This is a genomic window from Stagnihabitans tardus (genome assembly GCF_009925085.1).
GTDB lineage: Bacteria > Pseudomonadota > Alphaproteobacteria > Rhodobacterales > Rhodobacteraceae > Stagnihabitans > Stagnihabitans tardus.
Map to the genome: position 1 here is coordinate 1 of NZ_JAABNR010000027.1, position 26,553 is coordinate 26,553.

The following is a 26,553-nucleotide window of genomic DNA, read 5'->3' on the forward strand; positions in this document are numbered from 1 at the left end:
CCGCCTCAAGGACTGGCGCAGGATCGCAACCCGCTACGACAGATGTCCCAAGGTCTACCTCTCGGCCATCGCACTCGCCGCAACTGTCATCTTCTGGCTCTGAAACTCAATGAGTCCTGAACCTAGCGACTTGAGGCCTTCACAACTTTTAAAAAATCTTGGATGTTCAATTCGTCGATGCCTCAGAAAACGACCTTGGAGCGAACCCTACTTACCGCCTATCACAAAACAAAGGGCGGGGTTTCCCCCGCCCCATCGCCTCAGCGCGTGAACTTCTTGTGCTTCACCCGGGTCGGCTCGATCGAATCCGGACCCAAACGCCGCACCTTGTCTTCCTCATAGGCCTCGAAGTTGCCTTCGAACCACTCCACATGCGCATCGCCCTCAAAGGCCAGGATATGCGTGCAAAGCCGGTCCAGGAAGAAGCGGTCGTGGCTGATGATCACGGCGCAGCCGGCGAAATCTTCGATGGCGGCTTCGAGCGCCTGCAGCGTTTCCACGTCCAGGTCGTTGGTCGGTTCGTCAAGCAAGAGCACATTGCCGCCCGACTTCAAGAGCTTGGCCATGTGGACGCGGTTGCGTTCCCCGCCCGAGAGGCTGCCGACCTTTTTCTGCTGGTCGGTGCCCTTGAAGTTGAAGGCGCCGCAATAGGCGCGGCTGTTCACGTCGTAATCGCCCAGGTGGATGACTTCGGCGCCGCCCGAGACCTCTTCCCAGACCGTCTTGTTCGGGTCCAGGGCATCGCGCGACTGGTCGACATAGGACAGTTGCACCGTCGGCCCCATGGTGATCGTGCCCTCGTCGGGCTGCTCTTGCCCGGTGATCATGCGGAAGAGCGTCGATTTCCCGGCGCCATTCGGACCGATCACGCCGACGATCGCCCCCGGCGGCACGGTGAAGGACAGGTTCTCGATCAACAGCTTGTCGCCCATGGCCTTCTTCAGACCCTCGACCTCGATCACCTTGCCGCCCAGGCGCTCGCCGTTGGGGATGATGATCTGCGCGGTCGTGGCGCGTTCGCGGACGGTCTGGGAGGCCATCTCGTTATACTTCGAGATACGGGCCTTCTGCTTGGCCTGGCGGGCGCGGGCGCCGGCGCGGATCCACTCCAGTTCCTTTTCCATCGCCTTCTGCTTGGAGCGGTCCTCGCGGGCCTCCTGGGCGGCGCGCTTGGCCTTTTGCTCCAGCCAGGAGGAATAGTTTCCCTCGTAGGGGATGCCGCGACCACGGTCCAGTTCCAGGATCCAGCCGGTAATGTCATCCAGGAAGTAACGGTCGTGGGTGACGACCAGGATCGTGCCCTTGTAGTCGATCAGGTGCTGCTGCAGCCAGGCGATGGACTCGGCGTCGAGGTGGTTGGTCGGTTCGTCCAGAAGCAGCATGTCGGGCGCGGCCAAGAGGAGCTGGCACAGGGCCACCCGGCGGCGTTCCCCGCCCGAGAGGTTCTCCACCGCCCAATCGTCGGGCGGGCAGCGGAGCGCCTCCATGGCCACGTCGATCTGGCTGTCGAGGTCCCAGAGGTTCTCGGCGTCGATCTCGTCCTGAAGCCGCGACATCTCGTCGGCGGTGTCGTCCGAATAATTCATCGCCAGCTCGTTGTAACGCTCCAGCTTGGCGACCTTTTCGGCGCAGCCGAGCTTGACGTTGCCCCGCACGTCCAGCGTCGGGTCAAGCTGCGGCTCCTGCGCCAGGTAGCCCACCTTGGCGCCCTTGGCGGCCCAGGCCTCGCCGGTGAAATCCTTGTCGAAGCCCGACATGATCTTCAAGAGGGTCGATTTCCCCGCACCGTTCACGCCGACCACACCGATCTTCACCCCCGGCAGGAAGTTCAGGTTGATGTTCTCGAAGCACTTCTTGCCGCCCGGATAGGTCTTGGAGACGTTCTGCATGTGGTAGACGTACTGATATGCGGCCATGACGCTCTCCTGATTCCGGGTTGCAGCCATTTAGCGGCATGGGGACGTTTAAGCAACCTTAGCCCTGCGGCGGGATGGCGCCATCGCGCCGCAATCCCAGGCGATGCTCGCGCCAGATGATCAAGACGCCCGCCAGCACGACAAGCCCGGCGCCCATAAGCATGGTCAGCGTCGGGATCTCGTCGAAGAAGGCCCAGCCGATGGCGAGCGAGAAGATCATCGAGGAATATTCGAAAGGCGCGATCAGCGAGGCATCGCCGTAGCGCACCGAAGCCGTCAGCAGAAGCTGCCCCACCCCGCCCAGGATGCCGCAGGTGACCAGAAGCGCGGCCTCCCAGGGCGCGGGCCAGACCCAGCCGAAGGGGATGGTGATCAGCGACAGAAGGGTGGACGAGGCCGAGAACCAGAAGACGATGGCCGAGGTGCTCTCGGTCAGGGTCAGCTTGCGGACGAAGACCTGGGCCAGGGCCGCACAGGTGGCCGACATCAGAACGACCATGGCGCCAAAGGCCTCCTTGGTGCCGGAGGCCTCGGTCACGGTCAGGCGGGGGCCGAGGACGATCAGCACCCCGGTCAGGCCCAGCGCCACCATGGCATAGCGGAAGAGCCGGACCTCTTCGCCCAGGAACATGGCGGCGAGGATCACGACCAGGAGGGGCGCCGCATAGCCGATGGCCGTGACCTCGGGCAGGGGCAGGTAGCCCAGGCCCGCAAAGCCAAGCCCCATGGCGCAGGTGCCCAGGAAGCCGCGAAAGAAATGGCCGGGGATGTTTTGCGTCCGGATGCCGCCCTTCAGTTCATGCGTTAAGGCCAGCCAGGCGAAGATCACCGGGATGGCAAAGAGCGAGCGGAAAAAGACCGCTTGTCCGGCGGGCACATGGGCCGAGGTCGCCTTGATCAGCGCCGCCATGATGATGAAGACCAGCACCGAGGCGACTTTCAACAGGATGCCGGTCAGGGAACGAGAGAGGGCCATGCGGCCAAGGTTTCATGAGGCGGCAGCCGCTTCAAGCCCAATCCTGACGGGGCGAAATCTCGCATGGTCTTTGCGTATCTTGGCGGGAGATTGGAATGGCAAGTCTCTTCATGACCGGCAGTTCGACGGCGCCCCAGACGCTTGCGACGGGCGAAAACGGCCAGGTTTCGGTCCTGGGCACGCTCTACACCGAGACCGCGCAGGAGGTCGCGGTGTCGGGATCGTCGTCGCTGTCGGTCATGGGCACGTTGGCCACGGCCACTGCTTCCAGCTTTGCGGCGACGGTGGGGCGCAGGGCTCGATCCTGTCAGGCCAGACCGATGCGATACAGATCCACTGTCGGGGACGACGATCAGGATCCGCTTTGCCGACGACCTGGTGACCCAGCGGAGCACGGTCCTGGCCCTGACCTGGGCGAATTTCGTGCTTTGACCCCCGGCGGCGGGGGCTTATCCATGGGGCAAAGGAGACGCCTCATGGATATCGCGCCCAAAGCCCCCCTGTCCGCCCGCATCGCCCAAGGTCGCGGAGAGGTGCCCGCCGACCTGGTGCTGAAAGGCGGCCGCGTCTTCGACCTGGTCACCGGAGAGCTGGTGGAAACGGATGTGGCGATCTGTGGCGACACGATCGTGGGGGTCTTCGGGGAGTATTCCGGCAAGCGGGAGATTGACGTCTCGGGCCGGGTGCTGGTCCCGGGCTTTATCGACACGCATTTGCATATCGAAAGCAGCCTGGTCACGCCGCATGAATTCGACCGCTGCGTGACCCCCCATGGCGTGACGACCGCGATCTGCGACCCGCACGAGATCGCCAATGTCTGCGGCACCACGGGCTTGCAGTATTTCTTCGACTGCGCGGGGAAATTGCTGATGGACCTGCGGGTGCAAGTGTCTTCCTGCGTCCCCTCGACCCATATGGAGACCACGGGGGCGGTGCTGGGGGCTTCGGACCTCGCGCCTTTCAAGGACCATCCGCGCGGCTTCGGGCTCGCGGAGTTCATGAACTATCCGGGCGTGCTGATGCAGGATCCGGGCTGCATGGAGAAGCTGAGCCTCTGGCAGGGCGGGCATATCGACGGCCATGCGCCCTTGCTGCGGGGGAACGACTTGAACGGCTACCTGGCCGCCGGCATCCGGACCGAGCACGAGGCCACGGGCTATGACGAGGGGCTGGAGAAGCTGCGCAAGGGGATGCGGGTGCTGATCCGCGAAGGGTCCGTCAGCAAGGACCTGCGGGCGCTGGTGGGGCTTCTGACCGAACGCCACGCGCCCTATCTGTGCTTCTGCACCGATGATCGGAACCCGCTGGATATCGGGGAACATGGGCATCTCGACTGGATCATCCGCACGGCGATTGAATGGGGCGCCCCGGTCCTGGCGGCCTATCGCGCGGCGAGCCTTTCGGCGGCGGAGGCCTTTGGGCTGAAGGACCGCGGGTTGATCGCTCCGGGGCGGCGGGCGGATATCGTCATGCTGGGGTCCTTGGAGGCCTGCGATGTGAGGGATGTGATCGCGGGCGGGGTCTGGGTCGATGCGGCGGCCTTTGCCGGGCGGGAGCAGGTGGAGCCCGTCGCGCGGGCTTCGGTGAAGGCGCGGAAGGTGGGGCCCGGGGATTTCCGGACAGCGGGGAACCGGGTGGAGACTCCGGTGATCGGGGTGATCCCGGGCAAGATCATCACCGAGCATCTGTATCACGATATCATGCCGGTCGATGGCGACAAACGTCCCGATGGGGGCCGCGACCTGATGAAGATCGCGGTTCTGGAGCGGCATGGGAAGAATGGGAACCTCGCCACGGGGTTTGTGAAAGGGTTCGGGCTGACGAAGGGGGCGATTGCCTCGACCGTCTGTCATGACCACCACAATATCGCGGTGGTGGGGGCGGATTACGGGGACATGGCCCTGGCCTGCAACCGGCTGGGAGAGATCGAGGGCGGGTTTGTCGTGGTCGAGGGGGGGCGGGTTTTGGCCGAGCTGGCCCTTCCCGTCGCGGGGCTCATGTCGCTGGAAAGCTTCGAGGTCGTACGGGAGAAGCTGGTCGCGCTCAGGGCGGCGGCGACCTCTTTGGGGGTCGTGCTGGAGGAGCCTTTCCTTCAGCTGGCCTTCCTTTGCCTGCCGGTCATCCCGCATCTGAAGATCACCGATCATGGGATGGTCGATGTCGACCGCTTCGAGGTCATGCCCTAAGGGCCTCTTGCACGCGTGCAAGAGGGGGCAAGGCATTGATTTGACCGTGTTTTCTCGGCGACGTTAACCTTTCGTCAATCTCCGGGGGGCGGGGTCCAGGCGGTGGCTTGGGCCCAGTCCTCGGCACCCGCCATGATCAGGTCGAAGACCGGGTCCTTGATGTCGTAATAGGCCTCCTCGTCTTCCGGGAAGAGGCGGGCGAGGTTTTGCTTGATCACGCCGTAGGCCGCCGCAGCGCCGGGATGGCTGCGCAGGTAGTCGCGGCAGAGGAGCGGGTAGCGCTGGTTGAAGCGCCCGGCCTCGCGGATGTGGATATTGGCGGACTCGGGCCCGGGTTTGCGGTGCATGCGCTTGGCGAGATCTCGCGGGGCCAGGGTCAGGCCCGGGGGGGCGTGGTCCCGGGTCGGACTGTGCAGGGGGAAGCCAGCGCGCTCCAGCGCCTGGGGGTCGAAGTCCGAGAGGCTTTGCAGCGTCACCTGAATGTCGATGATGTCCTTGGCCACCAGGCCCGGCACGGCGGTGGAGCCGATGTGGTGGATGGCCAGGGCCTTGGGCAGGGCGGCGGCCAGCGCGGCCCGGATCGCGGTGAAGCGGCGGGGCCAGTCGGGGTTCGGGGGGTGGATTTCGATGGGCATGGGGAGCTTTGCGATAGGGGTGGCTTTGGCGGTCAGCGCTGGAGGGGCTGTCTGCCCCTCCAGACCTCCCCGAGGAGTATTTGGGCCAAATTGAAAGCAGGGGGCCTGGGCGCGTGGTCTGGTGGCTTAGAATTGGCTGTCGGTGGTGTCCTCCAGCACCTCGGTCACGAAGGATTGGGGGTCGGCGGTGAAGTCGCGGTAAAGCTTGAAGTGACGGGTTTGGCGGTAGTCGGTCTGGGCGATGCCGTGGCGGGTGAGTTCCAGCACCTGGGCGCCGGGGACGGCCATCAAGAGCGGCGAATGGGTCGCCATGATGACCTGGGCGCTGGCGCTTTCGCTTATGCGGGCCAGGAGGCGCAGGAGGTCAAGCTGGCGGCGGGGAGAGAGGGCGCTTTCGGGCTCGTCGAGGAAATAGATGCCCTGGTCGGCCATGCGTTCGGTGAAGAAGCGGGTGAAGCCCTCGCCGTGGCTGTGGGAGAGGAAGTCGGCGCTGGGGGAGTCCACAGCGTCGAGGTAGCGGGCGACGGAGAAGAAGGTCTCGGCGCGGAAGAACCAGCCCTTGGTGATCTTGGGCAGCCAGGCGGCGCGGAGGGCATCGGCCAGGGCGGCGCCGCTTGTGTCCAGCGCCCGGGAATGGTCGACGGGGCGGTAGCCCTTGCCGCCCCCGGCCTCGTCATAGCCCGACAGCGCGGCCAGGGCCTCGACCAGGGTGGATTTGCCGGAGCCGTTTTCGCCGGTGAGGATGGTGACCGGGCTTTGGAAGGTCAGCTCGAAGTCGGGGTCCTGGAGCCAGGGCAGGTTGAAAGGGTAGTCGCGGGAGGTCAGCTTCTCTCGCAAGGAGATGCGCTGCAGGAAGGGCGCGGGAAGCGCGGTGCGGTGGGGGCGGCGGGGCATGGGGTCAGGATGGGGCAGCCTCGCGGGCCGGGCAAGTCGTTTTGCGGCGGGGTTTGGCGCAAAGTCGGTTGGAAGACTTGGGCCGCTTCTGCTAGGGAGGGCTCCAAACAGGAGTGTCGAGATGGTGCATCTTTGGGTCCGGGCCGAGCAGCGCCCGCATGAGGAACGCGTCGGCCTGACGCCCGAGGGGGCGGCGGCGCTGGTCAAGGCGGGGATCCGGGTTTCGGTCGAGGAATCTTCGGTGCGGGCGATTCCGATTGATGGCTATCGGCAAGCGGGCTGCGAGATCGTGGCGGAGAACCTGTGGCCGGAGGCGCCGCGGGATGCGGTGATCTTTGGGCTGAAGGAGCTGCCGGAGGATGGCACACCCCTGGTGCATCGCCACATCATGTTCGGCCATGCTTTCAAGGGTCAGCCTGCGGGGCAGGTGCTTTTGAAGCGGTTCAAGGCCGGGGGCGGGGTGCTTTATGACCTTGAATACCTGGTGGACGAGAGCGGCCGCAGGGTCGCGGCCTTTGGCTATTGGGCGGGGTTCGCAGGGGCGGCCTTGTCGCTGAAATGCTGGGCGGCGCAGCAGCGCGGCGGGATTTGCGGGCCGGTGTCGGTTTATGCGGGCCGGGCGGCCTTGGTGGCGGAGTTGGAGCGCGAGCTTGCGGGGTTGCGGCGGCCCTCGGCCTTGATCATCGGGGCCCTAGGGCGGGTCGGCACGGGGGCAGCGGATTGCCTGACCGCGATGGGCGTCACGCCCACGCGCTGGGACATGGCGGAGACGGCTTCGGGCGGGCCTTTCCCGGAGGTTCTGGAGCACGATATCTTCCTGAACTGCATCCTGGCGCGGCCGGGCTGCCCGGTCTTTGTCCCGGCCTCGGCGGCGGGGGCGAAGCGGGCGCTTTCGGTGATTGGCGATATCGCCTGCGATCCGACCTCGGATTTCTCGCCGATCAAGGTTTACAACCAGGCGACGGATTGGGATGCGCCCGCCTTGCGGGTGGCGGAACCGCCGCTGGATGTGACGGCCATCGACAACCTGCCGTCCCTGATGCCGGTGGAGTCCTCGGTGGACTATGCGGCGCAATTGCTGCCCTCGCTTCTGACGCTGGCCGATCTGGGTGCCGGTGTCTGGGGCAGGGCCAAGGCGGAGTTCGACCGCCATTCCCTGAACGTGTAGGAGGAAGACATGACGATCCATTGGTGTGGCACGGGCTTGTCCTCGGGGCCGGGGCTGCGGCGCTTGATCCAGGGCGGCCACAAGGTCGTGGTCTGGAACCGGACGGTCGAGAAGGCGCGGGAAGCGGTGGGGGATCTGACCTCGGACATCCGGGCTTATGATTTGGCCGCCTTGACGGCGGCGCTGGCGCCGGGGGATGTGGCGATTTCGATGCTGACGGTGGATCACCATGTCGGCATCGCCAGGGCCTGCCTTGCGGCTGGCGCGCATTTCGTCTCGTCCTCCTATATCTCGCCCGAGATGAAGGCGCTGGATGCCACGTTCCGCGACAAGGGCTTGGTTTCGATCAACGAATGCGGGCTGGACCCGGGGATCGACCACCTGATGGCGCATGACCTGGTGGCGCGGTATCGGGAGAGCGGCGCCTATCATGCCGACAATGTGCTGTCTTTCGTCAGCTATTGCGGGGGGGTGCCGAAGATCGCCAATGCGTTTCGGTATAAATTCTCCTGGGCTCCGGCCGGCGTGCTGAAGGCCTTGCGGTCGCCCTCGCGCAGCTTGCGGAACTTCTCCGAGCTGCGGGTGCAGCGGCCCTGGGATGCGATCACGGCCTATGACGCGCCCCTGCCGCAGCCCGAGAGCTTCGAGGTCTATCCGAACCGGGATTCCTATCCGTTCATGGAGGATTACCACTTCGACCCCGCCTGGAAGGTCCGGGATTTCGTGCGCGGGACGATCCGGCTGAATGGCTGGGCCGAGGCCTGGGCTCCGATCTTTGCCGAGATCGAGGGGCTGACCGGGCCGGAGGGCGATGCGCGAATCAATGCGCTGGCGGCGGAGCTTCTGAAGGAGAACGCCTATGCGCCGGGAGAGCCCGATCGCGTGGTGCTCTTCGTCTCGCTGAAGGCCGAGCGCGACGGCAAGCCGGTCCATCACGAGACCTGGGCCATGGATGCCTGGGGCGATGAGCGGGGTTCCGCCATGGCGCGGCTCGTGTCCTCTCCGGTCAGCTTCGCGGTGGAATCGCTTCTGGCGCGCGAGATTCCGGCGGGGGTTCACCCGGCGCCGCGTGATCCGAAGCTGTATACCAAGTGGCTGGGCCAGGTGCGGAGCCTGGCGCAATACATGGAGCGCATCGACCACCTTGGTTGATGCATCCCGCTAAGCTATGCTTCCCCGAAAAAGGGGAGGCAGGCATTGGGCGAGGGGCTTTCAGGCTGGCGGAACAGGCTTGCCCTGTGGCGGGCGGCGCGGGCGCCGGTTGCCTCGGGCTTTGCCCGCCTGCCCGAACCGCGCTCCATCGGGCTTTATGCCCGCGGCAAGCAGATGGTCGCGGGCAACTTCACCTCGGGCGCGGCAAGCGTCGAGGCGCCGGGGCGGGCTATTTGGGACGTGCCCTTTGCCGACCCCATGGCGCGGGTCGAAATTCATGGCTTTCAATGGCTTGACGACCTGGCGGCCTTTGGCGACATGCGGGCGCAGGAGCGGGCGCAGGCTTGGACCTTTGACTGGATCGCCCGCTTCGGGCGCGGTCAGGGGCCGGGCTGGGCGCCGGACCTGATCGGGCGCAGGCTGACGCGCTGGGTGATGCAGGCGGGGATGCTGACCGAGGGGCGCGACGCGGCGCCCCTGTTGCAGAGCCTCTCCTTGCAGCTGCATTTCCTGGGCGGCCAGGCCAAGAGCTTCGAGGCGCTGTCCGGCCTGATCATCGCCGCATTGGCGGTGGATATGGAGGCCCTTGTCTCCCCCGCGCTGCGCAGCCTCGCCGCGCTCTGCGAGGCGGAAATCGACATGGGCGGCGGCATCACAAGCCGCAACCCCGAGGAGCTTCTGGAAATTTTCACCCTCCTGACCTGGGTCAGCCTTTCGCTGGGAGAGGCGGAGGCCGCGCTGCCGCCCGAGGTCTCGGGGGCGATGGAGCGCATCGCGCCGACATTGCGGGCCTTGCGCCATGCCGATGGCGGGCTGGCGCGGTTCCATGACGGCGGACGCGGGGCGGAGGGGCGGCTGGATGCGGCGCTCGCCAATGCGGGCGTGCGGCCCATGGCCAATGCGGGAATGGCCATGGGCTTTGTCCGGCTGCATGGCGGGCGGACGACGGTGATCCTTGATGCCGCGCCGCCTCCGCCCGGGGATCACGGCCATGCCTCGACCTGCGGCTTCGAGATGACCTCCGGGCGGCGGCCGGTGGTGGTGAATGTCGGCGCGGGCACGGTCTTTGGGCCCGAGTGGCGCCAGGCGGGGCGGGCGACCGCCAGCCATGCGACGCTGGCGGTGGAGGGCTATAGCTCATCGCGCCTTGGCGCCTCGGGCCAGGGGGATTTCAACGAAAGGGCCGAGGTCACGACCCTGCGCGTCCTGCCCGGAGAAAACGGCGCAGGGGTCCACTTGGTCCACAACGGCTGGGCTGTGACCCATGGGCTTTCCCATATCCGCGACCTGATGCTGACCAATGATGGGCGGCATTTGCAGGGCGTCGACCGGCTTGCGGCCATCACCACTGCCGACAAGCGGCGCTTCGAGCGGCTGGCGCAGGGGCGGCGCTTTCAGGGCGTCAAATTCGCCATCCGCTTTCACCTGCATCCCGATGTCGAGGCGCGGGTCGACCTGGGCGGCAGCGCCATCAGCCTGACCCTGCGGTCGGGCGAAATCTGGGTCTTTCGCCATGACGGGGCGGCCAAGATGACCTTGGAGCCCTCGATCTACCTGGAAAAGACCAAGGCGCGGCCCCGTGAGAGCCTGCAAATCGTGCTTTCGGGGGCTGCGCTGGACTTCGACACGCAAGCGGGCTGGACCTTGGCGAAGGCACAGGATACTCCGCTGGCCATAAGGGATCTGGAACGGGACGACCCCGCAGGCCAGATCTGACCAGTGCGAGGGGGCTCCGCATGACAAATCTCGTCCCGATCGGCCGTGCGCTGATCTCCGTCTCCGACAAGTCGGGTCTGATCGAACTGTCGCGGGCGCTGGCCAGCTATGGGGTCGAGCTGATCTCGACCGGCGGCACGTCGAACATGCTGCGGGCGGCGGGGTTGAAGGTGCGGGATGTGGCCGAGGTCACGGGCTTTCCCGAGATGATGGATGGGCGGGTCAAGACGCTGCATCCGAACATCCATGGCGCGCTTTTGGCCTTGCGCGACGATGACGAGCATCTTTTGGCGATGGCGGCGCATGGGATCGAGCCCATCGACCTGTTGATCGTCAACCTTTACCCCTTTGAAGAGACCGTGGCCAAGGGCGCGGACCACGCGACCTGTATCGAGAATATCGACATCGGGGGCCCGGCTATGATCCGCGCGGCCTCGAAGAACCATCGGTTTGTGACGGTGGTGACCGATCCTTCGGATTACGGCACGCTGATCGACCAGCTGAAGGCGCATGACGGGGCGACGAGCCTGGCCTTCCGGCAGAAGCTGGCCCTGACGGCTTACGCCAAGACGGCGGCCTATGACACGGCCGTTTCGACCTGGCTGGCCGGAGAGATCAAGGAGCCCTTCCCGCGCAACAAGTCTTTCGCGGGGACCTTCCGCCAGGGGATGCGTTACGGCGAGAACCCGCATCAGCGCGCGGCCTTCTATACGGACGGCTCCCGCCGCGAGGGGGTGGCGACGGCGCGGCAGTGGCAGGGCAAAGAGCTGAGCTACAACAACATCAACGACACCGATGCGGCCTTTGAGCTGGTGGCGGAGTTTGCGGGCGGGGCTCCGGCCTGTGCGATCATCAAGCACGCCAATCCCTGTGGGGTTGGGACGGCGGGGTCGCTGCGCGAGGCCTATCTGCGGGCCTATCACTGCGACCAGACCAGCGCTTTCGGGGGCATCGTGGCACTGAACCAGCCGCTGGATGCCGAGACGGCGGAAGAGATCGTGAAGATCTTCACCGAGGTCGTGATTGCGCCTGGGGCGTCGGATGAGGCGAAGGCGATCTTTGCCGCGAAGAAGAACCTGCGGTTGCTGACGACGGGCGGTTTGCCGGATGCGAAGTCTCCGGGTTGGGCCTTCAAACAGGTTGCGGGCGGCTTCCTGGTGCAGGACCGCGATTTCGCGGGCGTGCCGGAGTTGAAGGTCGTGACGAAAAAGGCTCCGACCGAGGCGCAGATGGCGGATTTGCTGTTTGCCTGGAAGGTCGCCAAGCATGTGAAGTCGAACGCCATCGTCTATGTGAAGGACGGGGCGACGGTGGGGGTCGGCGCGGGCCAGATGAGCCGGGTCGATTCGACCCGCATCGCGGCGCGGAAGGCTGAGGACATGGCCGAGGCCCTGGGGCTGGCGGCCTCCCCGACGATCGGGTCGGTCGTGGCCTCGGACGCGTTTTTCCCCTTCCCCGACGGGCTCTTGACCGCCGCCGAGGCGGGGGCGGTTGCGGTGATCCAGCCGGGTGGCTCGATGAACGACGACAAGGTCATCGCTGCGGCGGATGAGGCGGGGCTGGCCATGGTCTTCACCGGCCAGCGCCACTTCCGGCACTGAGATGCGGCGGCTTTTCCTGACGGCTGCGGGGGTCTTTGCCCTGGACCAGGTGACGAAATACCTGGTCGTCATCCTGATGGACCTGCGCAACCGAGGAGAGATCGACGTCTGGCCTCCCTTCGTCAACTTCCGCATGGCCTGGAATTACGGGGTGAATTTCGGGCTCTTGGGCGGGGATGGGCTGATCCTGCGCTGGACGCTGATCGCGGTGGCGCTTGGCATCTCGGCCTGGGTGCTGCGCTGGGCCTTGAACGAGGGGACGGGGCGGGTGCTGGTGGCGGCGGGGCTTCTGATCGGCGGCGCGCTCGGCAATGTCATCGACCGCATCCTCTATGGCGCGGTGGCCGATTTCCTGAACATGTCCTGCTGCGGCATCGACAACCCGTTTTCCTTCAACGTCGCCGATGTGGCCATCTTCCTGGGCGCCGTCGGCCTGATCCTGTTCACCGGCAAAGGCCCCCAGAAGAACGGGCGTGACGGGCGCGGCCGCTTGCGCTAAGACGGGGCCAAGGTCAGGGAGTGAGAGATGCGGAAGGCGGGTCTGGTTCTGGCGGGTGTCCTCGTGATGACACTGGCGTCCTGCGGATCGCGTGACCGGGTCCCCAATCTCATGAACCTGCGGTCGGGCACCAATGGCCCGGATGAATTCTCGATCCTGCCGCCCAAGGGGCTCGAGATGCCCGAAGACCTCGCCGCCCTGCCCGAACCCACGCCGGGTGGCACCAACCTGACCGACCAGAACCCGCAGGCCGATGCGATCCTGGCGCTGGGCGGCAAGCCCGGCGCAGGCGTCAACGACAATGCCCTGGTGGCCTATGCCGGGCGCCATGGCATGGACCCCAACATCCGCGCGAGCCTCGCCGCCGAGGACCTGGAATTCCGCAAGAAGCATCCCGGCAAGCTCCTTGAGCGGTTGTTCAACCTGACCACCTATTTCAACGCCTATCGCGACAGCTGGCTGGACCAATACAAAGAGCTGGCACGCTGGCGGGCGGCGGGCGTGGCGACGCCTGCGGCTCCGCCCCCGGCCAGCAGCACGGTGGCACCCCGGGTGACCACCGGCGGCACCAACAGCGAAGACAAATTCCTGCAATAATGACGGGGCCTCACTTCCCCGTGGGGGCGGCTATGCGCGGAGCGCATGGCACGCTAGGTTGTGCCCAAAGGCTTATGGAGACCCCCTTGCGCAAAATCCTGACGGCACTCCTGGTCCTGGTCGCCCTGCCCGCCTGGGCGCGTCCGGTGACCACCTACACGCTGGACAACGGGCTGGAGGTCGTGGTGATCGAGGATCACCGCGCCCCGGTCGTCGTCCACATGGTCTGGTATCGCATCGGGGCCGCCGACGAGCCGCGCGGCCATTCCGGCATCGCCCATTTCCTGGAGCACCTGATGTTCCAGGGCACCAAGACCCTGGCGCCGGGCGAGCTGTCCAAGATCGTGGCGGCGCAGGGGGGGTCGGACAACGCCTTTACCACCCATGACTACACCGCCTATTTCCAGCGGGTGGCCTCGGATCGGCTTGACCTGGTGATGAAGCTGGAAGCCGACCGGATGCACAACCTGAACCTGACGCAAGAGGATGTCGACACCGAGCGCCAGGTCATCCTGGACGAGCGCAACCAGCGCACCGACAGCGACCCCGGCGCCTTGTTCCAGGAGCAGATGACGGCGGCGCAATACCTGAACCATCCCTATGGCACCCCGGTCATCGGCTGGCGGTCAGAGATGGAGGCGCTGAGCCGCCAGGACGCCCTGGACTTCTACCAGGCCAATTACGCGCCCAACAATGCCATCCTGATCGTCGCGGGCGATGTGGAGCCCTCCGAGGTCAAGGCCCTGGCCGAGGCGCATTACGGCCCCATCCCGCCCTCGGACCGCATCACCCCCCGCGACCGCGCGCAGGAGCCGCCGCAGCTTGCCGCCCGCCGCTTGCAGATGTCGGACCCCCGCGTGGCGCAGCCCTATGTCGTGCGCAGCTACCTCGCCCCCGAGGCCAATGCGGGCGACATGAAAGAGGCCGCCGCGCTGACCGTGCTGGCCGAGCTTCTGGGCGGCAATCCCTCGACCTCGGTCATGGCGCGGGCGATGATGTTCGACAAGCCCCTGGCCACCTATGTCTCGGCGCAATATGACGCGATCTCTTTGGACAAGACCAGTTTCGGCCTGGTCGTCGTGCCCGCCGAGGGCGTGACGCTGGAGACGGCCGAGACGGCGATGGACGAGACCCTGGCGAAGTTCCTGAAGGAGGGCGTCGATCAGGCCGAGTTCGACCGCATCCAGGCGCAACTGCGCGCCAAGCAGATCTATGACGAAGACAACACCCAAGGCGCGGCCCATCGCTATGGCATGGCGCTGACCTCGGGCCTGACGGTGCAGGATGTGCAGGACTGGCCCAAGGTCCTGGCCGAGGTCACCCCCGCCGATGTCATGGCGGCGGCGGGACGGGTCCTGGACCTGCGGCACTCCGTGACAGGCTGGCTTGAACCCGAGGAGGCTGCCCAATGATCCGCGTTCTGGTGTTTCTGGCGCTGATGGTCTCTCCGGCCTGGGCCGAGGTGAAGATTCAAGAGGTGACCTCGAAGGGCGGGATCAAGGCCTGGCTGGTGGAAAACCACGACATCGCCTTTACCGCCCTGAGCATAAGGTTCCAGGGCGGGTCCTCCCTGGATGCGCCGGGCAAGCGGGGCGCGGTCAACCTGATGACGGCGCTCTTGGAGGAAGGCTCGGGCGATCTGGACGCCCAGGGCTTTGCTGCGGCGCGCGATGCCTTGGCGGCGGAGTTCCAGTTCTCGTCGGATTCGGATGGCATCGATGTGACCGCCCGCTTCCTGACCGAGAACCGCGACCAGGCGCTGGACCTCTTGCAAGGCGCCCTGACCGCGCCGCGCTTCGACGCCCCTGCGGTGGAGCGCGTGCGGGGCCAAGTCTTGCAGATCATCGCCGCAGAGGTGAAGGACCCCGAGGCCATCGCGGCCGATATGCTGAACAAGGCGGCTTTCGGCGACCACCCCTATGGCACGAATCCCAATGGCACGGCGGAAAGCGTGGCGGGGCTGACGCGGGATGACCTTGTGGCGGCTTGGAAAGGGGCGCTGGCGCGCGACAGGATCTATGTGGCGGCGGCAGGGGATATCACGCCCGAAGAGCTTGGCGTCGCGCTCGACAAGCTCTTGGGCGGCTTGCCCGCGACGGGGGCGCCTCAGCCTGCCGATGTGGCGCTGACCGTGCCGGGTGGCGTGCTGGCGCAGGATTTCCCGGGGCCTCAGACCACGATCCTGTTCTGGCAAAAGGGGCTGCGTTTCGACGATCCCGACTATTTCGCGGCCACGATCCTGAACGAGATCCTGGGCGGCAACGGCTTCTCCTCGCGGCTGATGGACGAGGTGCGGGAGAAGCGCGGGCTGACCTATGGGATCGGCACGGGTCTGGTGATCAACGACCATTCCGAGGCGCTTCAGGGCTCGGTCGCGGTGGCCAATGAGAACGTGGCCCAGACGGTGCAGGTGATCCGCGAGGTCTGGGCGGGGCTGGCGAAGGACGGCGTGACGCAGAAAGAGCTGGACGACACCAAGACCTATATGACCGGGTCCTACCCCTTGCGCTTCGACGGCAACCGCCGGATCGCCTCGATCCTGGTGGGGATGCAGATGCTGGGGCTGGCTCCGGACTATCCCGCGACGCGGAATGCGCGGGTCGAGGCGGTGACGCTGGAGGATGTGAACCGCGTGGCGCGCGAGTTGCTGACGCCGGATGCGCTGAGCTTTGTCGTCGTGGGTGGCGGGCGGCCCTGAGCGGACCCCGGGCTGCGCGCGCGGAATCGGTGGCGGGGTCTGGGGATTGCCGCTATAATTGGTGGCATGAACAGCCCCGCCCCCAATATACGCCCCGTGATCCGCCTCCTGGACGAGGCCGCCATCAACCGCATCGCGGCGGGTGAGGTCGTCGAACGCCCGGCCTCTGCGGTCAAGGAGCTGGTTGAGAACGCGCTGGACGCAGGTGCGCGGCGGATTGCGGTGGATTACGCGGCGGGCGGCAAGGTCCTGATCCGGGTGACGGATGACGGTTGTGGCATGGGGCCGGACGACCTGCCCCTGGCCGTGGCGCGGCATGCGACGTCGAAGATCGACGGCAGCGATCTGTTGAACATCCGCTCCTTCGGGTTCCGGGGCGAGGCCCTGGCCTCGCTGGGTTCCGTCGGGCGGCTGTCGATCACCTCGCGGCCCCGGGGGGAAGAGGGTCATCGCCTGGTGGTCGAGGGCGGGCGGATGGGGGCGGTGGCTCCCTGTTCGGCGGCCCCCGGCACGGTGATCGAGCTGCGCGACCTGTTCTATGCGACCCCTGCCCGGCTGAAGTTCCTCCGCTCTGACCGGTCCGAGGCCAGCGCGATTGCCGAGGTGGTGCGGCGGCTGGCGATGGCAGAACCGCTGGTCGGGTTTGTGGTGACGGAGGTCGTCGAGGGCGAGCCGGCACGGGTGATCCTGCGCCTCGACCCCGAGAACGGCGATTTCTTCGACGCCCTGCAACGGCGGCTGACAAGGTTGCTGGGCGCCGATTTCACCGCCAATGCCCTGCGCGTGGATGTGGAACGCGAGGGCCTGCACCTCTCGGGCTATGCCGCCCTGCCGACCTATTCGCGCGGGACATCGGTGCAGCAGTTCCTTTTCGTCAATGGCCGCCCCGTGCAGGACCGCCTGCTCTATGGCGCGCTGCGGGTGGCCTATTTCGACGTCCTGTCGCGGGACCGCCACCCCGCCGCCGTGCTGAACCTGAGCTGCGATCCCGAACGCGTGGACGTTAACGTTCATCCGGCGAAATCAGAGGTCCGCTTCCGCGAGCCCGAAGCCGCGCGGAGCCTGATCATCACCGGGCTCCGGACGGTTCTGGCGCAGGGCGGGACGCGGGCTTCCTCGACCCTGGGCACGGCGACGCTTCAGGCGCTCCGCCCCGAAGCGCCGCGCGTCTACCAGATGGATCTGGGCGCACGGCCCTCCTTCACGACGCTGGCGCGGGCTTACGAGGCGCAGGCGCCCGCCTATCCGCCACCGGGTTTCGCCGAAATGCCTTCGGCCCGGGTCGAGCCGGTTGCAGAGCCCAGCTCGGCGCCGCTGGGGGCTGCCAGGGCGCAGGTCCATGAGAATTACATCATCGCCCAAACCGCGACGGGCATCGTCATTGTCGACCAACATGCGGCGCATGAGCGGCTGGTCTACGAGAAGCTAAAAGCGCAGCGCGATGCGGCGGGGATCCCGACCCAGGCGCTGTTGATCCCTGAAATCCTTGAGCTTTCTTCTTCCGATCACGCGCGGCTGATGGAGGCCGCCGAGGCTCTTGCAAGTCTTGGCCTGGTGATCGAGCCCTTTGGGGGCCAAGCCGTGGCGGTCCGTGAAGTGCCTGCGATCCTCGGTCAGGCCTCGGCCAAGGCGCTTCTGGCCGATGTGATCGACGAGCTGGGTGAGCAGGGCGATGCGCCAAGCCTCAAGGCCCGGATGGATGCGATCCTCTCGCGGATGGCCTGCCATGGCTCGATCCGCTCGGGCCGCCAGATGCGCGCCGAAGAGATGAACGCGCTTCTGCGCGAGATGGAGGCGACACCGCTTTCCGGCCAGTGCAACCACGGGCGTCCGACCTATGTCGAGCTGAAACTCTCCGATATCGAACGCCTGTTCGGCAGGACATGATCACCCTCTTCGGCCAGACCTATCCCTGGAGCGCGCCCGAGGTCCTGATCCCCGCAGGCGTCATTTTCCTGCTGATTTTAGGGATTTTCTTAACCATTCGGGCCATGCGACCCAATCCCCTTATGCTGCAAGAGATGGCCTGGCTCAGCCAGCGTGTCCAGGGCCTGGCCGAGGGGCAAGAGCGGCTTTCAGGTGGCCTGACCCACGTTTCGGAATCCCAGGTCCATGCGCAGAACGCCATGTTGCAGCTGATGGAGACAAGGCTCTCCGAGGTGCAAAAGGGCATGACGGAGGTGCTTCAGGGCAGCTCTGTGCGCACGGCGCGCAGCCTCGGAGACCTGCATCAGCGGCTGGAGGTTATCGACAAGGCCCAGGCCAATATCGAGAAGCTGTCGGGCAATGTCCTGTCGCTGCAAGACATCCTGTCGAACAAGCAGACCCGGGGCGCCTTCGGGGAGATTCAGCTGCACGACATCGTCTCCAAGGCATTACCGAGCGATAGTTTCACAATGCAGGCAACCCTGCCCAACGGCCGCCGCGCCGACTGCCTGATCCACCTGCCGAAGCCCCCCGGCCCCATCGTCATCGACGCGAAGTTTCCGCTGGAGGCCTATGAGGCGCTCCGCCGCGCCGACACGCCCCGCGCGGTCCAGGAGGCTTCGGCGCTTTTCCGCACCTCTGTTCGGGTTCATCTGCGCGCCATCGCCGAACGCTATATCCTGGAGGGTGAAACGGCGGATGGGGCGCTGATGTTCCTGCCCTCGGAGGCGGTCTATGCCGAGCTTCACGCCAATTTCCCCGAGGTGGTCCGTGAGGGTTTCGGACTGCGCGTTTGGATTGTCTCTCCCACGACCTGCATGGCGACGCTGAACACGATCCGCGCGGTGCTGAAGGACGTGCGGATGAAGCAACAGACCGGCGCGATCCGCCGGGAGCTGGCGGAGCTTTCCAAGGATATCGACCGGCTTTCCGACCGCGTCGGCAACCTGGACCGCCATTTCACCATGGCCGCGCGCGATGTCGAAGAGATCAGGACCTCGGCGGACAAGGCCGGAAAGCGCGCCCGCCGCCTGGACAATTTCGACTTCGAGGAGATCCCCGAGTGATCCATCTGACCACAAAAGACTTCCGCCCGATGCCCTGGGCCAATGGCAAGGGCACGACGCTGGAGCTTTACAAGACCCCAAACCTCCGCCTCTCCCGCGCGCAAGTCGTTGAGGATGGGCCCTTTTCCCTCTTCCCCGGCATCCAGCGCAACCTGACCGTATTGACCGGCCCCGGCTTCGACCTAGTGGGCGATGCCAGCTTTCAGGCCCGCCCGCTGACCCCGCTGGCCTTCGCCGGAGACCTCAGGCTCAGCGCCGTCAACGTCACGGCCCCCTCCGAGGATTTCAACGTCATGTCCCCGACGCCTGCCCGGGTCCGCATCACCCAAGGGCCGGCCAAGGGCGCGCTCTTGATCCTGCAAGCGGCCCCGGGTCTGGCGCTTTATGATCTCATCCTGACCGAGACGGAGATCATCCTCCCCGTCCCGGTCATCGAGGTCAGCTGAAGGCGGCTTCAAGCGCGATTTCCACCATGTCACCGAACGATCGTTCGCGTTCTCCGGCAGGCAGGGCCTCATTCGTGATCAAATGGTCGGAAATCGTCAGAATCGCCAGCGCCCGCCGTCCGTAACGGGCCGCCAGAGTATACAACTCCGCCGCCTCCATCTCGACGCAGAGCACGCCGTGGCGCATGAGTTGTGCCCCAAGGTCCTCGCGTTCTTCATAAAACGTGTCGTTGGAATAAATCCCGCCGACATGGCAATCCACCCGCCCCTGGGCCGCCTTCCAGGCCGCCTGAAGGAGCCCGAAATCGGCACAGGGCGCGAAGTTCAGCTCGCGAAAAATCCCCCGTGAGGGTGATCCCAGCGTCGAAGCCGTCTGCGCCAGCACCACGTCGCGCACCTTGACATGCTCTTGCATCCCCCCCGCCGAACCAATGCGAATGAGCGTTTGAGCTCCGTAGTCCTTGATCAGCTCGTTCACATAGATCGACAGCGAGGGCATGCCCATCCCCGAGCCCTGGATCGTCACCCGCTCGCCCTTCCACGTGCCGGTATAGCCCAGCATGCCGCGCACCTCGTTCACCAGGACGGCATCCTTGAGGAAGGTTTGCGCCGCCCAGCGCGCCCGGTAGGGGTCGCCCGGCAAAAGGACAGTCTCGGCGATCTCGCCCGGCTTGGCCCCGATGTGGAATGTCATGTCGCTCTCCTTTTTCGCCACCCTAACACCTCTTTCACACTGGCTGAAATACCTCCGGGGGTCTGGGGGCAGCGCCCCCAGCTATAACGTTACAGCTTGCTTTTTCCGCCCATTTCCCGCATCGAACCCGAAAACGGAGGCCCCCATGACCATCGAATCCCTGCTCGACAAACTCAGCCTTGAAGACCAGGTGCAAATCCTGTCCGGGGCCTCTTTCTGGTCGGTCGAGGGGCCGGGGATCGGCACTTTGCGCGTGACCGATGGGCCGAACGGCGCGCGCGGCGGCGGGTCGCTGGTGGGCGGCGTCAAGTCGGCCGCCTTCCCGGTCGGCATCGCCATCGGGGCCACCTGGAACCCCGAACTGGCCCGGGAAATCGGTCAAGCCATTGCCCAGGAAGTGAAATCCAAGGGCGCCCATGTCTCCCTGGCCCCCACGGTGAACATCCAGCGCTCGGTCACCAATGGCCGCAACTTCGAGTGCTATTCCGAAGACCCGGTCCTGACGGCGGCGCTGGCCGTGGGCTATGTCAAGGGCCTCCAGGGCGAAGGAATCTCGGCCACGATCAAGCACTTCGCGGGCAACGAATCCGAGATCGAGCGCACGACCATGTCTTCGGACATCGACGAGCGCTCCTTGCGCGAGGTCTATCTGATCCCCTTCGAGGCGGCGGTGAAAGAGGCCGGGACCTGGGGGATCATGTCCTCTTACAACAAGCTCAATGGCACCTATACCGCTGAATCGGAATGGCTTTTGACCAAGGTTCTGCGCGAGGACTGGGGGTATGACGGCATCGTGATGTCGGACTGGTTCGGCAGCCGCACGACGGCGCCCACGGTGAATGCGGGGCTTGACCTGGAAATGCCGGGGCCGACGCGGGACCGGGGGGAGAAGCTGGTTCAGGCGGTGAAAGACGGCCTCGTCAGCCGCGAGAAGGTCCGCGAGGCCGCCGGGAACATGCTGCGGCTGATGGCGCGGGTGGGCTCTTTGGACGACCACCGGCCGCATGTCGAAGTCGCAGACGACCGGCCCGAACACCGCGCCCTGATCCGCCGGGCGGGGGCCGAGGGCGCGGTTCTGTTGAAGAACGACGGGCTCTTGCCGCTGACCGCCCAGCGCATCGCGGTCATCGGGCCGAATGCCGCCGTGGCGCAGATCATGGGCGGCGGCTCGGCGCAGTTGAACCCGCATTACGCGGTCTCGCCGCTTGAGGCTCTGCAAGCCCGCGGCCTGCAGATCACCCATGCGCCGGGCTGCACCAATCACCGGTTCGAGCCCTTGCTGAAGGGCGCCTTCACCGTCGAGTTCTTTTCCGACCGACAATTCGGCACCCTGGCCGCAACGGCGCCGATGGAGAGCCTCATGGCGTTCTGGTTCCCGCCCATGGCCGGGAATGTCGATCCGGCCAACTTCTCGGCCCGGATCAGGGGCCAGGTCACGACCGAGGCGGGCCTGCACCGGCTTGGCACCTATAGCGCTGGTTTCACGCGGGTTTTCGTCGATGGAAAGCTCATCGCCGATGCCTCGGAGGGCAAGTGGCAGAAGGGCCGCACCTTCTTTGAAGAGGGCTGCGACGAGGTCGTGGGCGAGATCACCCTGACCGCTGGGACCCATGAGATCCTGGTGGAATTCGTCTCCAAACCCTCCGACAACCTGGCCTTTGCCGCCATGGCCGTGGGTCTGGGCCGTCCGATGGGCGATGCCGAGATCGCCGAGGCCGCCCGCATCGCCGCAGGGGCAGAGGTCGCCCTGGTCTTCGTCGGCCGCAATGGCGAATGGGACACCGAAGGGTCAGACCTGCAAAGCATCCGTCTGCCGGGGCGCCAGGACGAACTGGTCTCGGCGGTCCTGAAGGCCAATCCGCGCACGGTGGTCGTTTTGCAAACCGGCGGTCCGGTCGAGATGCCCTGGCTGGATCAGGCCCCAGCGGTCTTGCAAGCCTGGTATCCGGGGCAAGAGGCCGGGAATGCCATTTCCGATGTGCTTTACGGCGCAGAGCCCTCGGGCCGGCTGGCCCAGACCTTCCCGCGCCTTTGGTCGCACAACCCGACCCATAGCCAGGACCAGGAGATCTATCCGGGCCTGAACGGCCATGTCCGCTACGAGGAAGGCGTCTTCATCGGCTATCGCCATTACGACAAGCAGGGGCTGGAGCCCTTGTTCCCCTTCGGCCACGGGCTTTCCTATACCAGCTTCGAGATGTCGGATGTGGTCGTGGCTGCGGGGAATGGCCGGGCCTCGGTGACGGCGACGGTGACCAATACCGGGGCGCGCGAGGGGACGACGGTGGTTCAGGTTTATGTGGGCGATCCCGTGGCCTCGCTGCCGCGTCCGGAGAAGGAGCTGAAGGCCTTCGCCAAGCTAACGCTGGCTGCCGGGCAGTCACGGCGGATCACGCTGGACCTGCCCCCTCGGGCCTTTGCCTTCTGGCAGGACGGCTGGGTGGTGGAGGCCGGGGAGTTCGTGGTCTCGACCGGCTTCTCGGCCGCCGATCTGCGGGCGAAGTCGGTGATCCGCATGGGCGGGCGGCGTCTGCCGGTGTGACCGGGGCGAAACCCGGGGTTTACCCCGGGCTACGCAGCTGGATGCAGAGCGCTCCACCGGGCAAGGCCGCTCCGGGCGTCAGACCCGGAGCCTCCTTACGCCGCCGAGCGGGCGGCTTCGGCGGCAAAGGTCTCGGCGTTCAGGCAGAAGCCGGCCTCTTCGGGTTCCGCCCCGCGCTTGGCCAGGAGATGCGCACATTCGCCGCGATGGCGGCACTGGCCGCAGGTCGAGAGGATCTCGATCCACTGGGCGTGGTTTTCTTGCAGCTCTTCCGCCGAAAGGCCAAAGACCGCGCCCATGTGGCGCACCCGCTCGCCCACGTCGGAGGGCATCTGGATGAAGGCGCGCAGCTGTTCGCGCGTCATGCCGAGGTCGTCGAGCTCGTGCTCGCTCAGCCGGTCGACCTCTTTCAGGTCGTTCCAGCGTTCCATCATCGCCTTGATTCGTTCAAACATCGGCCTGCTCCATGCGGGTTTTCCCCGTCATGCAGGTCTTTGGCGTCGCGGGCCTTGATTTAGCGCAAACGCGGTCACTTCCGGCGCAGGTGTTCGTCCAGGCGCGGCATGATCTCGACAAAGTTGCAGGGGCGGTGGCGGTAATCGAGCTGGGGTTTCAGGATCTCGTCCCAGGCGTCGCGGCAGGCCGAGGGGGAGCCCGGCAGCGCGAAAAGGTAAGTGCCGCCCGCGACGCCCCCCGTGGCGCGGCTTTGCACCGCCGAAGTGCCGATCTTTTGCAGGGAAACCCAGGTGAAGACCGTGCCAAAGGCCTCGATTTCCTTTTCATAGACATCGCGATGCGCCTCGACCGTCACATCGCGCCCGGTCAGACCCGTGCCGCCGGTGGTCAGGATCACATCGATGGCGGGGTCAGCGATCCACCGCCGGAGATGGGCGGCAATCGCGGCGCGGTCGTCCTTTTCGATGCCCCGCGCGGCGAGGAGATGCCCGGCCTCGGTCAGCCGTTCCACCAGCGTGTCGCCGGACCGGTCATCGGCCGTGGTCCGCGTGTCCGAGACGGTCAGGACCGCGATGCGGACGGGCAGGAAGGGGCGGGTTTCGTCGATGCGGGACATGGGGAGCGCTCGGGGTTAGAGGCAGGGGTTGGTCACGGGTAGGCGCGGGACCGCGAGGGTCTTTGCCAGGTCGTCCGCGCTTTCCGGGCTGGTCAGATGGGTCAGGAAGATGCTGATATCCGAGTCGGGGGCCGCCGCCTCGGCACAGATCGCGGGATCGACCGGTGCTTGCGAAAGGCTGGCCCTGAGCGCTTCCGCCGAGCGGGGCGGCACGGCATTTGCGGCGAGGAAGTCCAGGAGGGTGGCATCGTTCTGATCGAATTGGGCGCGGCCCGTCTCGGGCACCAGGCCCTCGCATTGGGTGACGAGGGGGCGCAGCTCCTCCATGATCAGGAAGAGGCAACCCACTGCGCCGTTTCCGCTGGTGTCGGTGCCGATATAGCTGCCGTCCTCGGTGCGCTGGACGGTGACCCCGCCGGGCAGGTCCAGCCGCGCGCCCCTGTCGGTCTGGACGACCTCGGAGGCATGGGTCTGGAACAAGAGGTCATAGTCGATGAGCGCCTCGGCCAAGGCGGCGCCAGGGAGAAGCGCCAGGAGGAGGCCAAGCGCCCTCACAGCCGCGCCTTCAGGCTGAGAAGGTCGGCCCAGGCCTCGCGCTTGGCGGCTGGGGTCCGCAGAAGGTAAGCGGGGTGGGTCATCGGCAGGGCGGGCTTGCCCCAGGCCGTTGTCCATTGCCCGCGCAGCCGCAGGATGCCGCTTTGATCCAGCGCCGCCTTGCAGGGCGTGTTGCCCATCAGGACGATGAAATCCGGGTCCACCAGCGCGATGTGGCGATCCAGGAAGGGGCGCATCATCGCGATCTCTTCCGGTTCGGGGTCGCGGTTGCCGGGCGGGCGCCAGGGCAGGACATTGGTGATGTAAAGCGCCTGGCCCGGGTCGGGTGCGCTGCGCGACAGGCCGATGGCCGCGAACATCAGGTCCAGAAGCTGGCCCGCGCGGCCGACGAAGGGGCGGCCCTCGATGTCCTCGTCACGGCCGGGAGCCTCTCCCAGGATCAGGACGCGGGCCTTTGGGTTGCCATCGGCGAAGACCGTGGATTTGGCGCCCTTCTTCAGCTCGCACTGGTCGAAGGAGGCCAAGACCTCGCGCAGCGCCTCGAGGCTTTGGGCGGTGGCGGCCATGGCCCGCGCCTCGGCCAAGGGATCGGCCTTTTCCACCACCGGAGCCGCCAGCGGGGGCGAGGCTCCCGCCTTCGCGGGAGCGGCGGGGGTCAGGCGGTCGGGGAGCGCATAGCGGTCCACCGGCTCATCCAGGACCCAATCCGACACGCCAAGCTCGACCTGCCAGTCCAGCGCGGCCAGGGCGGCCTGCCAGTTCTCGGGGGCAATGATGTCGGTGTCGATTCCCATGGCCGGACCCTAGGCCATGGGGCGGGGGCTTTCAATCTGACCTTAGTCAAAGGGTTCGATGAGCTGGATCTCTTCCTCCTGCTCCTCGAAGAGGGTCAGTTGCCGGGGGTCCTCGACCGGGGCCTGGGCGTCGCTTTCGGGCATCATGTCACCTCCTGCGCCCCAGCTTGCGGCAACAGGGTTAAGGCGGGGTAAAGCGCCCTTCCCAAAGGGCGCTGCCTTTGCCATAAGCGCGCAAACGAAGGAGTTCCCCATGACCTTCCGCGCCCGCCACCTGCTGGGAATCGACCACCTCGCGCCCGCCGAGATCACCACGGTCCTTGACCTTGCCGACCGCTATGTCGACCTGAACCGCCGGACGGTGAAATCGGCCGATGTCCTGGCGGGGATGACGCAGATCAACATGTTCTTCGAGAACTCCACCCGGACGCAGGCGTCCTTCGAGCTGGCGGGGAAGCGGCTCGGGGCGGATGTGATGAATATGTCGGTGGCATCCTCCAGCGTGAAAAAGGGCGAGACGCTGATCGACACGGCCCTGACGCTGAACGCGATGCGGCCGGATCTTCTGGTCGTGCGGCATGGGTCTTCGGGGGCGGTCAACCTCCTGGCCTCCAAGGTGAATTGCGCGGTGCTCAACGCGGGCGACGGGCGGCATGAGCATCCGACGCAGGCCCTCTTGGACGCTTTGACGATCCGCCGGGCGAAGGGGCGGTTGCAGCGGCTGACCATCGCGATCTGCGGCGATATCGCGCATAGCCGGGTGGCGCGGTCGAACCTGATCCTGTTGGGCAAGATGGAGAACCGGCTGCGGCTGATCGCCCCGCCGACGCTGATGCCTCCGGGGGTCAAGGACTTTGGCTGCGAGCTTTACGACAATATGGCCGAGGGGCTGAAGGGCGCCGATGTGGTCATGATGCTGCGGCTTCAGAAAGAGCGGATGGACGGCGGGTTCATCCCCTCGGAGCGGGAGTATTACCACCGCTACGGGCTGGACGCCGAAAAGCTCTCCCACGCCGCGCCCGATGCCATCGTGATGCACCCCGGCCCGATGAACCGGGGGGTGGAGATCGACGGGGAGCTGGCCGACGACATCAACCGGTCCGTGATCCAGGAGCAGGTCGAGATGGGGGTCGCGGTGCGGATGGCCTGCATGGACCTTCTGGCGCGGAACCTGAGGGCCGAGCGGGGCCGGGCCGCGCTTGGGGCCTTGGCATGAGCGTAGGGCGAGAGTCATCCCGCCGACCCGGGGAGCGGCGGGATGAATCCCGCCCTACGCTTCTCGGGGACGGGCAGCGCTTGTGTAGGGTGCGTGATCTCACGCACCTTCGGGGGCGGTGCGTGCAAGCACGCACCCTACGGAGGTCACGATGAAGAAACCCGAGAAACGTCCCATGTCGGATGCGCGGATCGGCGGGATGG

23 protein-coding genes and 1 pseudogene are annotated in these 26,553 nt (G+C 66.1%); 15 read left to right on the forward strand and 9 right to left on the reverse strand.

Going from position 1 to position 26,553, the window contains the following annotated elements:
- Positions 1–103, forward strand: a pseudogene (locus GV832_RS18665) (IS5/IS1182 family transposase); the annotation flags it as partial.
- A gap of 157 nt (positions 104–260) precedes the next feature.
- Here GV832_RS18665 and ettA read toward each other — a convergent pair.
- Both ettA and GV832_RS18675 read right to left on the reverse strand, forming a co-directional pair.
- Entirely contained in the window at positions 261–1,916 is a 1,656-nt protein-coding gene (gene ettA, locus GV832_RS18670; RefSeq protein ID WP_168776403.1) for an energy-dependent translational throttle protein EttA, read from the reverse strand.
- 58 nt (positions 1,917–1,974) lie between these two features.
- Complete coding sequence (locus GV832_RS18675; protein WP_168776404.1) at positions 1,975–2,892, reverse strand: DMT family transporter; 918 nt, start codon at positions 2,890–2,892, stop codon at positions 1,975–1,977.
- 476 nt (positions 2,893–3,368) lie between these two features.
- On the opposite strand from GV832_RS18675, the gene ade reads away from it, so the two are divergent.
- Positions 3,369–5,078: an adenine deaminase gene (gene ade, locus GV832_RS18680; RefSeq protein WP_168776405.1), complete on the forward strand. Its 1,710-nt coding sequence runs from the start codon at positions 3,369–3,371 to the stop codon at positions 5,076–5,078.
- 74 nt (positions 5,079–5,152) lie between these two features.
- Here ade and GV832_RS18685 read toward each other — a convergent pair whose 3' ends face one another.
- Both GV832_RS18685 and GV832_RS18690 read right to left on the reverse strand, forming a co-directional pair.
- Positions 5,153–5,713 carry a GrpB family protein gene (locus GV832_RS18685; protein ID WP_168776406.1) on the reverse strand — a complete coding sequence of 187 codons (561 nt, stop codon included), beginning with the start codon at positions 5,711–5,713 and terminating at the stop codon, positions 5,153–5,155.
- Positions 5,714–5,839: 126 nt separating this feature from the next.
- A complete protein-coding gene (locus GV832_RS18690; protein ID WP_168776407.1) occupies positions 5,840–6,607 on the reverse strand; it encodes an AAA family ATPase in 768 nt (255 codons plus the stop codon).
- Between the two features lie 121 nt (positions 6,608–6,728).
- On the opposite strand from GV832_RS18690, the gene GV832_RS18695 reads away from it, so the two are divergent.
- The 11 genes from GV832_RS18695 to GV832_RS18745 all read left to right on the forward strand — a co-directional run bounded on the left by GV832_RS18695 (position 6,729) and on the right by GV832_RS18745 (position 19,477).
- A complete protein-coding gene (locus GV832_RS18695; RefSeq protein WP_168776408.1) occupies positions 6,729–7,775 on the forward strand; it encodes a saccharopine dehydrogenase in 1,047 nt (348 codons plus the stop codon).
- A 9-nt stretch (positions 7,776–7,784) separates the two neighbouring features.
- Positions 7,785–8,927 (forward strand): saccharopine dehydrogenase C-terminal domain-containing protein, encoded by a 1,143-nt coding sequence (locus GV832_RS18700; protein WP_168776409.1) that lies wholly within the window; start codon positions 7,785–7,787, stop codon positions 8,925–8,927.
- A 45-nt stretch (positions 8,928–8,972) separates the two neighbouring features.
- Positions 8,973–10,643 carry a heparinase II/III family protein gene (locus GV832_RS18705; RefSeq protein ID WP_168776410.1) on the forward strand — a complete coding sequence of 557 codons (1,671 nt, stop codon included), beginning with the start codon at positions 8,973–8,975 and terminating at the stop codon, positions 10,641–10,643.
- A gap of 20 nt (positions 10,644–10,663) precedes the next feature.
- Positions 10,664–12,244 carry a bifunctional phosphoribosylaminoimidazolecarboxamide formyltransferase/IMP cyclohydrolase gene (gene purH / locus GV832_RS18710; RefSeq protein ID WP_168776411.1) on the forward strand — a complete coding sequence of 527 codons (1,581 nt, stop codon included), beginning with the start codon at positions 10,664–10,666 and terminating at the stop codon, positions 12,242–12,244.
- Between the two features lies 1 nt (position 12,245).
- Positions 12,246–12,743 carry a signal peptidase II gene (gene lspA, locus GV832_RS18715; RefSeq protein ID WP_168776412.1) on the forward strand — a complete coding sequence of 166 codons (498 nt, stop codon included), beginning with the start codon at positions 12,246–12,248 and terminating at the stop codon, positions 12,741–12,743.
- Between the two features lie 27 nt (positions 12,744–12,770).
- Positions 12,771–13,340 carry a DUF3035 domain-containing protein gene (locus tag GV832_RS18720; protein WP_168776413.1) on the forward strand — a complete coding sequence of 190 codons (570 nt, stop codon included), beginning with the start codon at positions 12,771–12,773 and terminating at the stop codon, positions 13,338–13,340.
- Between the two features lie 74 nt (positions 13,341–13,414).
- A complete protein-coding gene (locus tag GV832_RS18725) occupies positions 13,415–14,752 on the forward strand; it encodes a M16 family metallopeptidase (RefSeq protein ID WP_168776414.1) in 1,338 nt (445 codons plus the stop codon).
- Positions 14,749–16,038, forward strand: a complete 1,290-nt coding sequence (locus GV832_RS18730; protein ID WP_168776415.1) for a M16 family metallopeptidase — start codon at positions 14,749–14,751, stop codon at positions 16,036–16,038. Before GV832_RS18725 ends, GV832_RS18730 begins: the two co-directional genes overlap by 4 nt.
- 66 nt (positions 16,039–16,104) lie before the next feature.
- Entirely contained in the window at positions 16,105–17,925 is a 1,821-nt protein-coding gene (gene mutL / locus GV832_RS18735) for a DNA mismatch repair endonuclease MutL (RefSeq protein ID WP_227754532.1), read from the forward strand.
- Positions 17,926–18,029: 104 nt separating this feature from the next.
- Positions 18,030–19,031 carry a DNA recombination protein RmuC gene (locus GV832_RS18740; RefSeq protein WP_435531775.1) on the forward strand — a complete coding sequence of 334 codons (1,002 nt, stop codon included), beginning with the start codon at positions 18,030–18,032 and terminating at the stop codon, positions 19,029–19,031.
- Positions 19,028–19,477: a HutD/Ves family protein gene (locus tag GV832_RS18745; RefSeq protein WP_168776417.1), complete on the forward strand. Its 450-nt coding sequence runs from the start codon at positions 19,028–19,030 to the stop codon at positions 19,475–19,477. Before GV832_RS18740 ends, GV832_RS18745 begins: the two co-directional genes overlap by 4 nt.
- Here the strand turns inward: GV832_RS18745 and deoD are convergent.
- On the reverse strand, positions 19,470–20,171 hold the full coding sequence (gene deoD / locus GV832_RS18750; protein ID WP_168776418.1) for a purine-nucleoside phosphorylase: 702 nt from the start codon (positions 20,169–20,171) through the stop codon (positions 19,470–19,472). The genes GV832_RS18745 and deoD overlap by 8 nt on opposite strands.
- A 145-nt stretch (positions 20,172–20,316) precedes the next feature.
- Between deoD and GV832_RS18755 the strand changes: the two genes are divergently transcribed.
- Positions 20,317–22,713 carry a beta-glucosidase gene (locus GV832_RS18755; protein WP_168776419.1) on the forward strand — a complete coding sequence of 799 codons (2,397 nt, stop codon included), beginning with the start codon at positions 20,317–20,319 and terminating at the stop codon, positions 22,711–22,713.
- A gap of 95 nt (positions 22,714–22,808) precedes the next feature.
- Here GV832_RS18755 and GV832_RS18760 read toward each other — a convergent pair whose 3' ends face one another.
- The 4 genes from GV832_RS18760 to GV832_RS18775 all read right to left on the reverse strand — a co-directional run bounded on the left by GV832_RS18760 (position 22,809) and on the right by GV832_RS18775 (position 25,134).
- A complete protein-coding gene (locus tag GV832_RS18760) occupies positions 22,809–23,168 on the reverse strand; it encodes a DUF1127 domain-containing protein (RefSeq protein ID WP_168776420.1) in 360 nt (119 codons plus the stop codon).
- A gap of 74 nt (positions 23,169–23,242) precedes the next feature.
- Complete coding sequence (gene moaB / locus GV832_RS18765; RefSeq protein WP_168776421.1) at positions 23,243–23,785, reverse strand: molybdenum cofactor biosynthesis protein B; 543 nt, start codon at positions 23,783–23,785, stop codon at positions 23,243–23,245.
- 15 nt (positions 23,786–23,800) lie between these two features.
- Entirely contained in the window at positions 23,801–24,340 is a 540-nt protein-coding gene (locus GV832_RS18770) for a hypothetical protein (protein ID WP_168776422.1), read from the reverse strand.
- Positions 24,337–25,134: a uracil-DNA glycosylase gene (locus GV832_RS18775; RefSeq protein ID WP_227754533.1), complete on the reverse strand. Its 798-nt coding sequence runs from the start codon at positions 25,132–25,134 to the stop codon at positions 24,337–24,339. Before GV832_RS18775 ends, GV832_RS18770 begins: the two co-directional genes overlap by 4 nt.
- Positions 25,135–25,387: 253 nt before the next feature.
- Between GV832_RS18775 and GV832_RS18780 the strand changes: the two genes are divergently transcribed.
- Complete coding sequence (locus GV832_RS18780) at positions 25,388–26,350, forward strand: aspartate carbamoyltransferase catalytic subunit (protein WP_168776423.1); 963 nt, start codon at positions 25,388–25,390, stop codon at positions 26,348–26,350.
- Positions 26,351–26,553 lie beyond the last annotated feature (203 nt).

Coding starts and splice junctions, on each gene's coding strand:
- ettA (WP_168776403.1), bottom strand. CDS start 1,916: ATGGCCGCATATCAGTACGTCTACCACATGCAGAACGTCTCCAAGACC.
- GV832_RS18675 (WP_168776404.1), bottom strand. CDS start 2,892: ATGGCCCTCTCTCGTTCCCTGACCGGCATCCTGTTGAAAGTCGCCTCG.
- ade (WP_168776405.1), top strand. CDS start 3,369: ATGGATATCGCGCCCAAAGCCCCCCTGTCCGCCCGCATCGCCCAAGGT.
- GV832_RS18685 (WP_168776406.1), bottom strand. CDS start 5,713: ATGCCCATCGAAATCCACCCCCCGAACCCCGACTGGCCCCGCCGCTTC.
- GV832_RS18690 (WP_168776407.1), bottom strand. CDS start 6,607: ATGCCCCGCCGCCCCCACCGCACCGCGCTTCCCGCGCCCTTCCTGCAG.
- GV832_RS18695 (WP_168776408.1), top strand. CDS start 6,729: ATGGTGCATCTTTGGGTCCGGGCCGAGCAGCGCCCGCATGAGGAACGC.
- GV832_RS18700 (WP_168776409.1), top strand. CDS start 7,785: ATGACGATCCATTGGTGTGGCACGGGCTTGTCCTCGGGGCCGGGGCTG.
- purH (WP_168776411.1), top strand. CDS start 10,664: ATGACAAATCTCGTCCCGATCGGCCGTGCGCTGATCTCCGTCTCCGAC.
- lspA (WP_168776412.1), top strand. CDS start 12,246: ATGCGGCGGCTTTTCCTGACGGCTGCGGGGGTCTTTGCCCTGGACCAG.
- GV832_RS18720 (WP_168776413.1), top strand. CDS start 12,771: ATGCGGAAGGCGGGTCTGGTTCTGGCGGGTGTCCTCGTGATGACACTG.
- GV832_RS18725 (WP_168776414.1), top strand. CDS start 13,415: ATGGAGACCCCCTTGCGCAAAATCCTGACGGCACTCCTGGTCCTGGTC.
- GV832_RS18730 (WP_168776415.1), top strand. CDS start 14,749: ATGATCCGCGTTCTGGTGTTTCTGGCGCTGATGGTCTCTCCGGCCTGG.
- mutL (WP_227754532.1), top strand. CDS start 16,105: ATGAACAGCCCCGCCCCCAATATACGCCCCGTGATCCGCCTCCTGGAC.
- GV832_RS18740 (WP_435531775.1), top strand. CDS start 18,030: ATGCGACCCAATCCCCTTATGCTGCAAGAGATGGCCTGGCTCAGCCAG.
- deoD (WP_168776418.1), bottom strand. CDS start 20,171: ATGACATTCCACATCGGGGCCAAGCCGGGCGAGATCGCCGAGACTGTC.
- GV832_RS18755 (WP_168776419.1), top strand. CDS start 20,317: ATGACCATCGAATCCCTGCTCGACAAACTCAGCCTTGAAGACCAGGTG.
- GV832_RS18760 (WP_168776420.1), bottom strand. CDS start 23,168: ATGTTTGAACGAATCAAGGCGATGATGGAACGCTGGAACGACCTGAAA.
- moaB (WP_168776421.1), bottom strand. CDS start 23,785: ATGTCCCGCATCGACGAAACCCGCCCCTTCCTGCCCGTCCGCATCGCG.
- GV832_RS18775 (WP_227754533.1), bottom strand. CDS start 25,134: ATGGGAATCGACACCGACATCATTGCCCCCGAGAACTGGCAGGCCGCC.
- GV832_RS18780 (WP_168776423.1), top strand. CDS start 25,388: ATGACCTTCCGCGCCCGCCACCTGCTGGGAATCGACCACCTCGCGCCC.